This window comes from Streptomyces sp. NPDC001380, from assembly GCF_042895785.1.
Lineage (GTDB): Bacteria > Actinomycetota > Actinomycetes > Streptomycetales > Streptomycetaceae > Peterkaempfera.
Window position 1 is genome coordinate 1 of record NZ_JBIAWP010000044.1, and the last position, 15,084, is coordinate 15,084.

The following is a 15,084-nucleotide window of genomic DNA, read 5'->3' on the forward strand; positions in this document are numbered from 1 at the left end:
CCCTCCTCGCTGCGCTCGGAGGGAGCGCCGGCGCCTTCGGCGCCGGTCGGACCCGCTCCGCGTGTCCTGGCACCTCGCTTCGCTCGGTGCCGGCCGGCCCGCTTCGCGGCCGTCCTGGCGGGGTGCTCCGCTTCGCTGCGCACCCCGCTGCTGACGTTCCCGCAGCGCTACTGCCTGGAGGTGGTTCTGGCAGGTGGCATCGGCCCTCCGCTTCGCTCCGGGCCATGAGGCTGGCTAGGAGGGCGGGGGTGGTCCGCTTGCGCGCCGGGGCGCCTGGTGTTTGGTGACGGCCTGTCAGGCAGTCTTGTGCGATGCCGCCTCCTCTGGGGGCCCGTCAGGCCGCAGTGCCGGTGTATCATTTTAGAGCGTCACCAGATCCCGCCTCACCGCCCCCTGCTCCTGGGCTTCATTTCCTGCCTTCGGAGTTTCCCGTCCATTCCTCTATCGACTCCTGACAGCGTCTTCCGCGCCGAACGGCTCGCCAGGTTCGCCCGCCTGTCCGGTGTATCAGAAATGCCTGCCCAAGAAACGCGGGAAACGTGCTGCGCGGTCCCGGACCAACGAGGGGAAAAGCTGGTGACCATCACTCTCGACGGCCTCGACGATCCGGCGCCGTCCGGGCGGGTTCGGCTGCGCGGCCACCAGGAGGAGGCGGTGGCCGCGATCGTGCGGGCGCTGAGCCCGGCCCCGGGCATGGGGGTGTTGGCGAGCGGGCTGCGGGCCACCGTCCAGATGGCCACCGGGTCGGGGAAGAGCTTCGTGGGGGCGGTGGCCGCGGCCCGGCTCGCGCCGCAGGGGCCGGTGCTGGTGGTGGTGCCCACCCTCGACCTGCTCGCGCAGATGATCGGGGCGTGGCGGGCGGCCGGCCGCCCGGGCGAGGCGTACGCGGTGTGCTCGCTGGAGCGGGGCGAGGTGCCGGCGGGGGTGTCGGTGAGTACGGCACCGCTGATGCTGGCGTACTGGTTGCGGGCCCGTCGGCGGCCGGTGCCGATCACGCTGTACGCCACCTATGCCAGCGTCGGGGCGGTGGCTGACGCCTACGCGGCGGCCGCGGAGCGCGGGGAGGTCCTGGCGCCGCTGGAGCTGATGGTGTGCGACGAGGCGCACCGCACCTCCGGGTCGCTGGCGAAGCGGTGGGCGGTGGTGCACGACCAGACCGCGATCCCCGCGGTGCGGCGGCTGTACATGACGGCCACCCCCAGGGTGTGGGAGCCGCCCCGCTCGCGAGTGCGGGAGGGGGCCGTGCAGCCGCTGGGCGAGGGGGTGGTGTGCTCCATGGACGATCCGGCCCTCTACGGCCGTACCGTCTACTGCCTGGGCTTGGCGGAGGCGATCGACCGGAGGTTGCTGGCGCCGTTCGAGGTGGTGGTGCTGGAGTTGCGGGCACCGGAGCAGCACGCGGACCTGGCGGCGCGGCAGCCGGTGCCGTGGGGTCCGGGGGTGGGGGAGGACGAGGGCGGTGAGGGGGACGAGGTGCGGCCGGCGCGGGTGGCGGCCATCCAGGCCGGGCTGCTGCGGGCCGCCGCCGAGCGTGGGCTGCGGAAGACGATCACTTTTCACCATCGCACGATCGAGGCCCGGTACTTCTCGGAGACGCTGAACCAGACCGCGGAGCGGCTGTGGCTGGAAGACCCCGGCACATACTATGAGGAAGTGTGGGCGCAGTGGCTCGCCGGAGAGCATGACGCGGGTTTCCGGGCGGCCATCATCCGCGAATTCGCGCAGGCTGGTGAGGGTGACGGGATTCCTTACGCCGTGATGTCGAATTGCCGGGTCCTGGGTGAAGGGGTGGACATCCCGGCGGCGGACAGTGTCCTGCTCCAGGGGCGCGGGTCGATGGTGGATATCGTGCAGGCCATCGGGCGGGCCCTGCGCATGCAGCCCGGGGAGGGGAAGACGGCGTCGTTGATCGTGCCGGTGTTCCTGGCCGACGGCGAGGAGCCCGGTGACCTTCTCGGCTCCCGCAGCTACGAGCCGCTGGTCAGGATCCTGACGGCGATCCGGGCGCATGACGCGAAGGTCGTGGAGACGCTCGCCGTGCCCCAGCGGCCCGGGGGGCGCACCACCGGGCGCAGCGCCGAGTCGGCTGTAGCTCCTGGTCAGGGCGCTCACGGGGAGGTTGGGGGTGTTCCGTCCTTCACCCTGCCGGTGCGGTTCCAGACCCCGCCCGAGCCCGATGTCCTGGCGCTGTTCGTGAACTTGCGGGTGCTGACCGGGGAGAGTCAGTACTGGCGTGAGGGGATCACCGCCGCCCGCGCCTGGCACGCCGAGCACGGGGGTCTGGACGTGCCCTACTCCGGTGTGGTGGGGGACTTTCCGCTGGGCCGGTGGCTGTCGGAGAAGCGGGCGGAGCATGCTGCGGGGACCCTTGCCGGGCACCGCGTGCTCATGCTCGACCAGCTCGGCATGGTGTGGGATGTGAGCGACCAGCGGTGGCAGGCCGGGCTGGACTGGGCGCGGGAGTGGGCCGCCGCCCATCACGGGTCGCTCGCCGCTCCCGCACGCGCCTGGTTGGGCGGGTATGCGGTCGGGGCGTGGCTGGCCGCCGCCCGGGCCGCCGCCACCCGGCCGGTAGGCGCGCCGGGGGCGCTGCCGGAAGGGCGGCGCCGGCAGCTGGAGGCGATCGACCCGTGGTGGTGCCCCGCCTGGCCCATCGCGTGGCAGCGCGCCTGCACCGCCGCGCGGGCCTGGTGGCTTGCCAGCCACGGCCAGGTCGACTGGGCCGCCCTGCCCGCCGACGCGGCCGTCGACGGGGAAGCGATCGGCCGGTGGGTGCCGGCGCAGCGCGCCGCCTGGTCCGACCTGGACCCCGGGCAGCGGGAGCTGCTGGCCGCCCTCGGCATCGAGGAGGACCCGCAGGCGGCGCGGGAGCGGGCACGGCGGGTGGCGAAGGCCGCCGCCCGGCCGGGCCTGAGCCGCGAGCAGCGCTTCGCCCAGGGCTTGGAGGCTGTCCGCGCGTTCCACGCGCGCGAGGGACACCTGCGGGTCCCCCGCGCCCACCAGGAGCCCGTGACGGGCCCGGACGGCGGCGTGACGACGGTGGCGCTGGGGGTGTGGGTCAACAACACCCGCGCCCGCCGCGACAAGCTCAGCCCCGAGCAGACGGCCGCCCTGGACGCCCTCGACATCCGCTGGTAGACGCGGGTCAGGAGTGAGGCGGGAGCGGGCGCCGGCAGGGCGGCCCGCCCCTTGTCCGTCGTCAGGCCCCCGGACCGGAGCCGAGCGGGTGGGGACCCCCGCAGGCGCGGAGAGCGGTGCACACGGCCCGCCCCCGGGCCCGTGTGGGTGGGACCATCCCCGCGGGCGCGGAGATCCGCCGCGTCGTCTGCGCCACGAACGCGATCGAGTCCGTCAACGCGCGGATCCGCAAGGCGGTGCGGGCCTGCGGGCACGTCCCCCACGAGCAGGCGGCGCTCACGTGCGTCCACCTGGCCGTGATGAGCCTGGACCCGACCGGCCAGGGACGCAAACGCTGGACGATGCGCTGGAGGCCTGCCCTGCAGGCCTTCGACATCGCCTTCGACGGCCGGCTCTCCATCGGCCGCCGGTAACTCACCCCACCCGAGTTGCACCGCTGGCTGCAGACCCCCCGTTCGCGGCGCAGTTCATCGATTTCGTCGCCGAGGAGACCGGCGGAGGTCCGCGGATCCAACCGGAGGACTCCGCCGCCTTCGTGGACGCGGTCCTGCACGTGACGGACGGGAATCCGCTGCTGCTCGACGCTCTCCTGCGACTTGGGTCGGGTGCTCCAGGGGTCCTCGGTTCGTGGGCGGGCAGGGACGGGTCGGTAGCCGCGGCGCCGGATGCGGGACTACGTGCGTGGGCTGCTGGGCCAGGTGGGCCGCAAGAACGGCTGGCAACCGGCCGAGCATGCCGGCCATTCGTCGCCGCACGGGTTGCGGCATCTGCTGTCCTGGGCCGGTGGGACGCGGACGGTGTCCGCGATGACCTGCAGGAGTATGTTGCCGAGCAACTCGGCGGGCCGGACGGCGTTTTGATCATCGGCGATACCGGCTTCATCGAGAAGGGCACCATCTCCGCCGGCGTGCAGCGTCAGTACTCCGGAATCGCAGAACGCACGGAGAACTGCCAGATCGGCGTCTTCGCGGCCTATGCCAGTCGCAAGGGCCATGCGGCGCCGCCGTCCGCCGCCGTCTTGCGCTCCAACTGAGCGGCGGGTTCGGCACCGGACAGGTGGGAGAAGGCGATGCGGGCCCCGTCGGCGACGAGGCGTTCGACCACCGACCGGCCGATTGCGCGGGACCCATCGGTGGCGATGGCGCCCATGCCGTGCAGCTTCGGCACGACGTCCGCGCTCCGACGGTGAGTGCTGGTGTTCATGGTTCCTCTCTGAGCAAGGTCGTCATCGACGCGTTCCCCCGGGCGGCGATGTCGGGAAGGTGTGTCCAGGGCCTCGGGCCGCGACGTGCTGCTCGCGTTGCCGACGAGCCGGTCCGGGCCGAGGACCGCGGAGGGACGCGAGCCCGGCGGTTTGTACGCCCTTCTGCGGGCGGCACCTACGACGGTGAACCCGGGCCCCGTGAACGGTCGTTCCAGGTATGGCGCGGGACCTTCGACGCGGGGTGCCGCCCGGCGCATCCCCCTCCCCAGGACGGCGAGGAAGGCCGGAAAGGATCCGAGCAGCCGCCTCGGCCGACGGCAGGCGAAGCCGCAAGGACCGGGTGCGGCGCCGGGAGCGCCGCGGCCAGAGCCGGGCCGTCGAGCATCGGTGGCCCGTCGCGACGATCAGCGGGCGAGGGAGGCCGCGTCACCCATGACGGCCACGGGGTGATCGGCGGGATCAAGCGTGCGCAACAACTCCCGCATGTGGGCCTTCGAGAGGCTGATGCAGGCGTGTGTGGGGCCGCCGTGGTCGACGTGGATCCATATGCCCCCGCCGCGGCTCGCCCCCATCGGCTTCGTGCCGTCCATCGGTGAAGTTCCCGGCTGGCGGTTGTAGTTGAGGGCGATGACGTAGTCGAAGGCTCCGGCCAGCGGCTCTCCTTCGAAGCCGGTGCCGCTGACCGAGAGGGCACCGGAGTGGTGGTAGGGCAGCTTGGCACCCGGATCGGCCAGTCGTCCGCCGGCGTCGGTGAGGCCGAACACCCCTATGGGACTGTGCAGATCGCCCTCGTAGTGTTTGTCCGTCCAGCCCTTGTAGCCGTTGTGGGCGGCCCACACCTCCCCGCGGCGCCAGCCGCCGTCGACACGCTGCCAGAGCACCACCCGCGAGGACGGCGAGTTCTTGCCGGTTCCCGTGACGACGACGACCTGCCGGGTATTGGCCGGGATGCGTGCCAGCGTCTTCGGGCCGAGCCCCGGCAACCGGGCGGGCAGTTGGGGCCGTGACTGAGCCGTCGCCGGCGGAGCGGCGGACGCGGGGGCCGGCTCTCCGGTCGCCGCTCCGTCGGCCCGGGAGGCGCTCGTGCCCTGAGAGTGGGTCCCAGAGGCGTCACTGTCGGCCAGCTGGTGGTACGTGGTGAGCCCCAGCGCGGAGACGACGAGTGCTGCCGTCGCTGAGAGATAGACCATGTTCGGGCGCACGAGTATCGGCTTTCTCGGGAGGTGCGGGGAGGTTCGGGGAGGTATGGGGAGGCACAGGGAGGTACGAAGAGCCCCGGACGGGGGCGTGCGGTGCCGGACGGCCGGTTGCGGCCGCCTGTTGCGGGGCAGGGGAGCAGGCTTTGGCCGCGCCTGCGGAGCCGCGCCCCTGGCGGGGGGCGCGGCCCGGCGGTGTGGTTCTCGTGACTGCCCGACGGTGTGCGGGCGCCCGGATCAGCCGTGGGCGTTCTTCGGCACGATGATCTGGTGTTCGCTCCAGCCCATCCGGCTGGTCGCCTGGTAGGTGACCACGGTGCCCGCCTTGAGGCCCGTCGCCTCGGCCTTGGCCGAGGGGTCGACGAGCAGGAGTTCGTCGCTGAGCATGTCACCGGTGGCGGCGTCGATGACCAGCTGCTGCTGCGTGGTCCCGAGCGCCGTGCGGTAGGTGCCGGGGAACTCCACTCCCACGCCCTCGCGCCCCAGCGGGTCGGTGACGTGACCGACCACCCGGACTCCGGGCAGACCGGCCATCACCCGGTACGCCGCCGCCCGGACGGCGGGCTTCACGGGCATCGTGACGAGGTTGCCCGCCTGGCGCAGCATCCAGGCGCTGCGCCCCCACGCGCGGCCGTCTGCACCGTTGTCCTGGGCGTACAACTCCTCCAGGTGGCGGCGCAGTCCAGCGCTGGTGGAGGGCAGCGCCTGCAGGTCCTTGTAGGAGACGTTGTCCGGGCCGACGGCGTAGATCTTGCCGCCGATGTTCGTCCGCAGGACCGTCGGCCGCCCGGTCCCCATCTTGGAGAGGATCGCATGGGAACCGGTCGGCTCCCAGACCTCGAGCTGCACCCTGCGGGGCGAACCCGCCGCCTGCCACGCCGCCTTGTCCGCCGGCGTCCGCGGCTCGGTCTCGGAGTCCAGCCCGGAGACCATCAGACTCTTCGTCCCAGGGCGCACACCCACCGACCAGTTCTCGGTCGACGAAGTGCGCACGGCGAAGAGCCGTCCGTTCGCCTCGGCGACGTCCACGTACTGCGCATGCGTGGTGGTCTGCCAGTACGTCCCCTCCGCGGGCGAGGCTTCGGCCTTCATGGCCGCGCTGAGCAGTTCGACACGGCCGTCGACCCGCATGTCCGTGGCCCCGCCCGGCGCCTGGGCCTCGGCGGAGGTCCGGGGCCGCGCCGCGGACCCGTCGACCGGTGCCTGCCGGTCGAAGGTGCCCACGGACACCACCACGGACGCCGCCACCGCCGCGAGGGCGACCGTTCTCACCGGGCGGAAACGCGGGGATCGGCGCGCCACACGTCCGTCCACGGGCCCGGCGACGATGCGTACGAGGTCCCGCCGTTGCCGGGCAGCGTTGGTCAGCCGTGCCGGGTCCAGCTCATCGGGCCGTGCGTCCGCGAGCACTTGCATGATGTCGGGTCGCTTCGATCGGTGCTGTGCGTTCTTCATGCGGCTGCTCCTTCGCAATGCGGTCGGGGGGTGCCGACGGCGTGTGCCGACGCTGCCTCGGACGGCCCGGACGCGTGCGCCGCCTCCAGGGCCTTCTCCAGGCGCCGGCGCGCACGGTAAAGGCGCACGGCCAGTGCTGCGCTGGTGCATGTGAGGACCTGGGCGGCTTCCTTCGTGCTCAGGCCGTGCCAGGCGATCAGGGTCAGCAACTCCCGGTCGCTCTCGGGCAGGCTCGCCAGGGCCTGCAGCGCGATGTGCCGATCGGCGACCACCGTCGCCACGTCACCGGCCTGGTCCTCGGCGCTGCCGGCGATGCGCCGTGCTTCCTCAGCAGCGAGGAGGTACCGCAGAGTGTCACGGCGGCGCATCTCCCGCACCAGGTTGCGGGTCACCCCCAGCAGCCACGGCAGGGTCGGGAGGGGGACGTCGCCATGGATCCGCCGCCAGGCGATGGTGAACGTCTCGCTGGTGATGTCCTCGCCCACCTGGCGTCCCACCAGGCTCGTGGCATAGGCGAAGACACGCGGGTAGCACTCCTCGTAGACCTCGTGGAAGCGCTCGGCAGATGTCACGAGCACCCCCTCATCTCGGCTTTCATACCTGGAAATGCGAGCAGCGGCCCTCTTCTTACAGGCAGGGCACGAAAGTCTCGTGTGATCAACGTCGCATTCCGGCGGGTGTCACACGTACGCACACGTCCGGATAGACCCCAGGGCTTCGGCGTAGTCGGACAGCGTCCGGTTCGTGGGGATCCGGCCGCTGTACAGGGCCCGGGAACGCGACTGGCACGGACTTCCAAGAGCATGGAGTTCCCGACGCCCCGTGATCCGAGGGGAAGACCGTGCCTGCCGACGCAGGACGCGATCTTTCTCAGGTTGTGGGCTTGATCAGGTCAAGTGCGTGGTCGGGGTGTGACCGGTAGTGGTCGACGGCGGCGGCGAGGTTGCGCCAGCCGGCGAGGACAAGCTGGGGGCGAGGAGGGGCGGGGTCGATGAGGGCGGGGCCGCAGGTGGCGTGGGCCCAGTCGACGAGGACGACACCGCGGTGGTGGCCGCGGACCATGGTGTCGGCGCGCAGGTCGCCGTGGACGGTGCGGTCGCCGCGGGCGCCGGGTTCGTCGAGGACGACGCGGTGCAGCCGGGCCCGGACCCGGGCCCGGCTGCACCGGGCGAAGCGCCGATGCACCGTCTGCCAGGCCGGCCCGAAGACCGGTGGCAGCTGCCGCCAGGTGCAGCCCGTAGTCGCCACGTAGACGATCGCGGCCAGCACTTCGCGGTCCCCGGCCCGCCGTCGGCCCGCGCGCCGGGGATCAGCCTGCGGCACTACGGCGCCCCGGAGGCCGGCGCGGTCAGGCAGCCGTCCTTCGCCCTGCTGGCCGACCTGGTGCGCCTGCTGCGGCTGGACGACGCCGAGCGCCTGGCCCTCCTCGACGCCCTGCTGGCCGCCCAGGCACCGGGCGGGCGGTGGGAGCTGCCCCACGCCTGCTGACCGCCCGGCACCGTCCTGGGGTGTTGGAGGCGGCTCGTGGCGGGGGCGGGTCGGGCTAGGGCGAGGACGGTGGCGTGCGTCCGGTGCGGCGGGCGGCCGTCCAGGCCTGCTCGAAAGCGGCGGCGGTCATCGGGCGGGCGGTGAAGTCCTCCAGGGCGTCGATGGTTTCCAGCGGTGGGAAGGGCACCTCGCCCAGGCCGGTGGCGGCGGTCTCGTGGGAGGCGTCGGCCCGCGCCAGGCGGCCGCCATGGAAGACCTCCACCTTGCGCCCCTCCCGGTCCTCCTCGTCGAGTTCGCTGAGGATCTCCACCGGCTCGTCCGCGAAGTCGTGGGTCCAGGTGACCCTCACGTGCCGCACGGCACGCTCCTCCTGCGCCGGCCGGGCCTGCTCGCGGGGACGTACGGGTCGGCCGTCGCGGCGCAGCACGGTGGGCAGCAGGCGGTGCAGGGCGTCGGCGGCCCGCTGCAGCAGAGGGGCGCCGAACAGGCACAGGGAGGGTTCCCAGGGGTGGCCGAAGGTGCCGTGGCCGAGGTCCTCGGCGAGGAAGAAGTAGTAGTCGTGGTCGGGGTAGGGGCTCAGGGGCCAGCCCGGCCGGGCGCGGCCGTCCAGGACGCGGGGCAGGAAGACGTCGTCGGTGGAGGGCAGGTCCGGGCGTAGCGTCCAGCAGGTGTGCTGCCAGTTGAGGAGCAGGAGGCGGGCGCCGGGCGGGGTGCAGGCCGTCAGGGCGTCCTGGACGGTGTCGATGAGCCGGTCGCGGCGGTGCCCGCGCGGGTCGTCCTCGCGCAGCTCCCGCAGGCTCCAGGTGACCGAGGGGGCGGGTTCGCGGACGCCGGGGAAGTCGGTCAGGCTCGGGCGGAAGCCCAGCGACGCCTCCACCCGGTCCCACGCCTGGTCGTACTCCGCACGGTTCAGGCGGCGCAGGGCGGCATCGGTCACCCCCCGACCCTAGACCCACGCACCGCACCGTGGCGGCGCCGGACGGCCGGGGACCGGCACGCGGACACGACGCGGCCCGGCCCGGGGCGGATGGTCCACCGGTCCCGCGCCCGGGACCTCCCCCTGCCCCGGGCGCGGCCCGGTGCGGCTCGGAGGGGCGGGGAGGGGGTCGGGCGGCCTGGTGTCACAGGGTGCCGGGATCGCCGGTGCGGGTGAAGCGCAGGACGGTGTGGCGTACCAGGTCGAGGAAGGCGGGGAAGGTGTCGGCGACCTGGTCGAGGTCTGCGGTGTCGGTGGAGGCGGTGCGGGTGCGGTGGACCGGGCCTTGGTGGTCGGCGATGTACTGCTGTCCGCCGCCGTCGGAGGCGATGACCAGGCCGGGGCGGTCGCCGGCGGGTGAGAGGTGGACGGGGCCGTCTTCGGAGAGCCGGTGCAGGACGTCGCCCGCGTGGTGGAGGAAGAAGCCGTTTGCGATGTCGGGGAGGCAGACCTCGCCGACCGTGTCGTAGAAGAGGGCCAGGTCCTCAAAGCCCAGGAGGCCGCCGGAGAACTGCTGCGCCGTCCGCCGCCCCGTCTCGTCCGGCGGGCGCACCTCGTTGACGCCCGGCGGGTAGCCGTGCGTGCGCTCGAAGCCTGTCGGCAGGGTCTGCACTGCGCCGGTGAGGTCCGCACGCCACCGCGCCAGCCACGCGGCCGAGAAGGAGGACCGGTCCACAGCCCAGGATCCTGCCACCCCCGGCCGGACGTGCCCACACCCCCGGAGGCTGCTCCTTCGACCGTCCCGCCCCCGCCCCCGCCCCCGCCCCCGCTCCGGGCCGCAGGGCCGCAGGGCCGCAGGGCCGCAGGGCCGCAGGGCCGCAGGGCCGCAGGGCCGCAGGGCCGCAGCGGAGCGAACCGGGAGCGGCTACCGGCCCAGCCCCGGGACCTCCCCCCGGCCCCGGGCGCGGCCCGGCCGGGCGCGACCAGGTGGCGGGGCGGGTGTGCCGGTCGGTGGTCTCACGGTCGGCGGTGGTGCGGGCGGTGTGCTGCAGGCGGGCGCGGTCGGTGGCGGCGCGGGCGCGGATGCGCTCCAGCCGGCCGGTGATCTGCGCCTGCCGGTAGAGGTCCAGCGCGTGGGTAAGGACGGGTCCGCGGCACACGAGGAGACGGCCTGGGAGGGATCGGTGGGGGCCTGAGGCCCCGGTAGGGCGAGCGAGGCGTACGGCCGCCCACCTGGTCGCGTACGGAGGCGACCAGCCAGGCCGCCCGGTGCCGGACGGCGGTCCCGGACTGGGCAGCGCCGGGGGGCGGGCGCTGCTGCCCGGGCCGGCGGCCGCCCTGGCCGGCCCGGTCTTCCCGGGCGCGGGGCCGGGTGCGCGGGGCCGGCGGCCGCCGGCCCCGGGCGCGGCGAGCCGTCCTGATCCTGAGGTGGTGGTGCGGCCCGCACTCCGCGGGGCGGCCGCAGGCCCGGTATGCGGGCGCGAGCTGCGGTGTGGCGCCGTTGCGACATGTCGCAGCTGTGCCACCGGAGGCCGGTGACATGCCCGGCGCGGCAGCGGATTCTGTCGGACGGCACGTGAATACCCGTTGTACGAGAGGTGCTTGGACGATGGCATGGATCCGCCTGACGGCGGCGATATCGACAGGGCTGCTGCTGGCCGCGGGAGGCGTGCCGTCCGCGTTCGCCTCCGCGTCCCCGGCCGGTGCGGCGGCACCTGCGGGCGGTGGCGGGAAGCCGGCCGCGAGCGTGCGGCTGGTGACCGGTGACCGGGTGACGGTGACGTCCGGGCCCGACGGGCGGCGTACCGCGTCGGTGGAGCCGGGGCCGGGGCGGCGGGGGATCGTCTTCCGCACCTTCGAGCAGGACGGCGGCTCCCTGACCGTGCTGCCGTCGGACGCTGCGGACCTGGTCGCCGCCGGGGCGCTGGACCGGCGCCTGTTCGACGTCACCGGTCTGATCGCGCAGGGGTACGACGAGGCCGGCGCCTCCGCGCTGCCGCTCATCGTGTCGGCCGCGCCGGTCCGCGACGTGGCCAGGACGACCGCGCAGAGCAGGAAGGCCGCGGCGGCGGTCGCGGAGCGGGTCGCCGCGTTCAACGAGCCCTCGGCTCCCGAGCGGCGTCTGGACAGCATCGGGGCGCGCTCGCTGCGCGTCGCCGACGACGACCTCGGCGCCTTCTGGAAGACGCTGCGGCCGGGCGTTGCCCAAGGCGCCGCCCGCGTCGCGGCGACCCCGCGCATCTGGCTGGACGGCCGGGTGGCGCCGGTACTGGACCGCAGCACGGCGCAGATCGGCGCGCCGACGGCGTGGAAGGCCGGCTACGAGGGCCAGGGCGTGAAGGTGGCCGTCCTGGACACCGGTGTGGACACCGGCCACCCGGACCTGGTCGGCCGGATCGCCGAGTCCAAGGATTTCTCCGGCAGTACCGGCATCGAAGACCACTTCGGTCACGGCACGCATGTCGCCTCGATCGTGGGTGGCAGCGGTGCGGCGTCCTCCGGTACGCGGCGTGGCGTCGCCCCCCAGTCCGAGCTGTTGATCGGCAAGGTGCTGGGCGACGACGGCTACGGCTCGGAGTCGCAGGTCATCGACGGTATGGAGTGGGCGGCCGCCGAGCACGCCGAGGTCGTCAACATGAGCCTCGGCTCGGACGCCTCGACGGACGGCACCGATCCGATGAGCCAGGCCGTCAACACGCTCTCCGTGTCGGGTCAGACCCTTTTCGTCGTCGCCGCCGGCAACAACGGTGAGCAGGGCGACTCCACGATCGGCTCCCCTGGTGCGGCCGACGCCGCGCTGACCGTCGGCGCCGTCGACCGCGACGACTCCCTCGCCGGCTTCTCCAGCCGCGGCCCCCGCCTCGGCGACAAGGCCGTCAAGCCCGACGTGACCGCGCCCGGTGTCGACATCGTCGCCGCGCGCGCCTCCGGCACGGCGATGGGCGACCCGGTCGATGCCGACTACACCGCCGCCTCGGGCACATCGATGGCGACCCCGCACGTGGCGGGCGCCGCCGCGCTCCTGGCCCAGCAGCACCCGGACTGGAACGGGCGACAGCTCAAGGACGCCCTCATCAGCACCGCGCGCACGGTGCCCGGCACCAAGGTGAACGGCCAGGGCGGCGGCCGCATCGACATCCCCGCGGCCATGGGCCCCCTCACGGCCACCGGCACCGTCACCCTGCCCGCCCTGCACACCGGCGGCACCGGCGGCACCGGCGGACAGGCACAGGCTGCGACCCTGCACTACACCAACACCGGGGACCACGCACTCGACCTGAAACTCTCCGTCACCCTGGCCGATGCCGACGGCGACGCCCTGGCGGCCGACGCGGTCACACCCGCCACCGACACCGTGCACCTGGCCCCCGGCGCCGTCGCCGACGTACCGCTGCGCACGGACCCCGCCCACGCGGCCCGCGGCTACTACTACGGCTACGCCACCGCGACCGGCGCCGACGGCGCCGTGCTCGCCCACACCACCCTCTTCCTCGCCGTGCACGCGCCCGAGCACCGGATCACCGTGGTGGCCCGCGACCGCGACGGCAAGGTGATCCCCTACGCCACGCCGACGATCTGGGGCGCCGACGGCTTCGCGCCCTACACCAGCATCGAACCGGCCGTCGCCGTCGTCGAGGAGGGCACCTACCAGCTCAGCTTCAGCACACTGGACGACGCCGCCGACGGCCAGGAACTGCGCGAGGTGGTCGATCCGCAGGTCGAGGTCACCAAGGACATGACGGTGACGCTGGACGCCTCCAAGGTCACCGAGGTGAAGATCCGCACCCCCCGCCCCGCCGAGCAGCGCGGCATCCTCAGCTACCAGACCTACCGCCGCATCTCGGGCAAGGGGCTGATCCAGGGCGTGATGTACTTCGACATCGGCAAGCGGCTCTACGTCAGCCCGACCGCCCAGGTCACCGACGGCACCTTCGAGTACGCCTCCCGCTGGCAGCTGACGGCCCCTCAGATCAGGGCGGAGGTCTCCGGCAGCTCCCGGTTCACCCCGTACTACCTGGCCGCCTCCCCGGCGTTCGACGACAAGGGCGTACGGCTGACCGCGGTGGACGCAGGCGCCGGCACCGCCGCCGACCTCGAGGCCGCCAAGGTGCGCGGCAAACTCGCCGTCATCCGCTACGACTTCGCGGACGACACCGCCCTCGCACAGGCCGCCGCCCACGCCGGCGCCAAGGCGCTGATGCTCGTCATGCCCGAGGGCTTCTACCCGTGGACGCAGTGGGCCCCGGACGGGGACCGGCTGGCCCTGCCGGTCATGCGCGCCGGCGCGGTGGAGGGCACCGCCCTGCTCAAGCAAGCCGCACAGCGCACCACGCGGGTGCACTTCACCGGCACGGTGCGCAGCCCCTACCTCTACGACGTGCTGCAGGTGTCCAAGGGACGCATACCCCAGCACCTGGTGCACACCGTTTCCGACCGCGAGAGCGCCGTCGTCACCAGCACCTACACCCGCACCGGTGCGTCGGCCTGGGGCAGCGAGCAGCGTTTCGGGTGGCGGCCGTACCAGGCCACCGCGTGGAACCAGTACACCCGCGACGTGCCCGTCGGCTTCAAGCGCGTGGAGTACGTGAGCGCCGGGGACACGCTGTGGAGCCACACCGTGCACCACGACACCGTCACCAGCCGCGACTTCGCCCTGCAGGCCGGCATGCGGGACGCCGCGCACACCTACCGGCCCGGACAGCGGGCCGCCGAGCGCTGGTTCGCGGCGGCGGTGCGCCCCGCCCTCCCGCAGGGAGTGGCCGGCTGGCCGTCCTCGGCGCGCCGCGGCGACACCCTCTCCTTCCACGTCCCGGACTTCACCGACGGCGCCGGCCACTGGTCGTTCGCCGAGGGCTCCGCCTTCGGCGGTATCGGCTTCAGGGAGCCCGACGCGGGGGACACGGCCGTGGCCGAGCTCTACCGCGACGGCGAGAAGGTGGCGCGGTCCACCGCCGGCGCCTGGGGCGACTTCGAGGTGGCGGCGGGCATGGCCGACTACCGGCTGGACCTGCAGACCGCTCGCACCTCGGAGAACTGGCGCTTCGCCACGAACACCACGACGTCCTGGACGTTCCGTTCGGACACCGCGGCCGACGTGACCCTGCTCCCGCTGCTCACCGTCGACTACGCCGTGCCGGTGGACGCGAACAACGCGGTCGGCCCGCAGCGGGCGCACACCCTCGGGCTCGACGTCCGGCTGCCCGACGGCCTGCCCGCCCCGCGCGGGGTGAGGCTCACGCTCGAGGCCTCCTACGACGACGGGCGGACCTGGAGGACGGCCGCCACCGCCGGGCAGGGCAGCGGCGGCCACTTCACCGCCACCGTGGAGCGGCCCTCCCGCGCCCACGGCGATGCCTTCGTGACGCTGCGGGTGACCGCGACCGACGCCGCCGGCGACAGCGTCCGGCAGACGGTCGACCGCGCCTACCTGCACCGCGGCAGCGACTCGAGGCGGTGACGGCGGGCAGGCCGCACTGCTGAGACCGGCGGGCGTCGGGGCGAAAGAGCCCCGGCGCCCGCCGGCGCTCGTGCACACACCCATGCCTGATACAAAAGTCAACGACCTGGTCCGCACGTCGCGGACCGGACGGAGGCGAGAGGAGTCCCGGGGATGCTCCAGGCGGTAGGCCTGACGGCGATCGAGGAGAGCGTCTACCGCCTCCTCGTCGCCACCGCCACCGCCTCGG

At 73.7% G+C, this 15,084-nt stretch carries 8 protein-coding genes and 3 pseudogenes; 4 read left to right on the forward strand and 7 right to left on the reverse strand.

The window, feature by feature from the left end; all coding sequences use genetic code 11:
• The first annotated feature begins 576 nt into the window (after nucleotides 1-576).
• From ACFY07_RS27950 to ACFY07_RS27960, 3 genes and pseudogenes are all read left to right on the forward strand, one after another.
• Nucleotides 577-3,138 (forward strand): Helicase associated domain protein, encoded by a 2,562-nt coding sequence (locus ACFY07_RS27950; RefSeq protein WP_390872335.1) that lies wholly within the window; start codon nucleotides 577-579, stop codon nucleotides 3,136-3,138.
• Nucleotides 3,139-3,308: 170 nt separating this feature from the next.
• Nucleotides 3,309-3,551 (forward strand): annotated as a pseudogene (locus ACFY07_RS27955) (transposase); the annotation flags it as partial.
• Between the two features lie 240 nt (nucleotides 3,552-3,791).
• Nucleotides 3,792-4,135: pseudogene (locus tag ACFY07_RS27960) on the forward strand (transposase); the annotation flags it as partial.
• Here ACFY07_RS27960 and ACFY07_RS27965 read toward each other — a convergent pair.
• From ACFY07_RS27965 to ACFY07_RS27995, 7 genes and pseudogenes are all read right to left on the reverse strand, one after another.
• Entirely contained in the window at nucleotides 4,111-4,341 is a 231-nt protein-coding gene (locus ACFY07_RS27965; protein WP_390872336.1) for a hypothetical protein, read from the reverse strand. The pseudogene ACFY07_RS27960 and the gene ACFY07_RS27965 sit on opposite strands and share 25 nt — an antisense overlap.
• 405 nt (nucleotides 4,342-4,746) lie before the next feature.
• Nucleotides 4,747-5,532: a L,D-transpeptidase family protein gene (locus tag ACFY07_RS27970; RefSeq protein WP_390872337.1), complete on the reverse strand. Its 786-nt coding sequence runs from the start codon at nucleotides 5,530-5,532 to the stop codon at nucleotides 4,747-4,749.
• 243 nt (nucleotides 5,533-5,775) lie between these two features.
• The gene (locus ACFY07_RS27975) at nucleotides 5,776-6,993 is read right to left on the reverse strand and encodes a CU044_5270 family protein (protein WP_390872338.1); all 1,218 of its coding nucleotides are present in this window, start codon (nucleotides 6,991-6,993) and stop codon (nucleotides 5,776-5,778) included.
• A complete protein-coding gene (locus ACFY07_RS27980; protein WP_390872339.1) occupies nucleotides 6,990-7,565 on the reverse strand; it encodes an RNA polymerase sigma factor in 576 nt (191 codons plus the stop codon). Before ACFY07_RS27980 ends, ACFY07_RS27975 begins: the two co-directional genes overlap by 4 nt.
• Before the next feature lie 523 nt (nucleotides 7,566-8,088).
• Nucleotides 8,089-8,349 (reverse strand): annotated as a pseudogene (locus ACFY07_RS27985) (transposase); the annotation flags it as partial.
• 187 nt (nucleotides 8,350-8,536) lie between these two features.
• The gene (locus ACFY07_RS27990) at nucleotides 8,537-9,418 is read right to left on the reverse strand and encodes a DUF2716 domain-containing protein (protein WP_390872341.1); all 882 of its coding nucleotides are present in this window, start codon (nucleotides 9,416-9,418) and stop codon (nucleotides 8,537-8,539) included.
• Between the two features lie 184 nt (nucleotides 9,419-9,602).
• Entirely contained in the window at nucleotides 9,603-10,133 is a 531-nt protein-coding gene (locus ACFY07_RS27995; RefSeq protein WP_390872343.1) for an SMI1/KNR4 family protein, read from the reverse strand.
• Nucleotides 10,134-11,006: 873 nt separating this feature from the next.
• On the opposite strand from ACFY07_RS27995, the gene ACFY07_RS28000 reads away from it, so the two are divergent.
• A complete protein-coding gene (locus tag ACFY07_RS28000; RefSeq protein WP_390872344.1) occupies nucleotides 11,007-14,855 on the forward strand; it encodes a S8 family serine peptidase in 3,849 nt (1,282 codons plus the stop codon).
• Nucleotides 14,856-15,084: the final 229 nt, after the last annotated feature.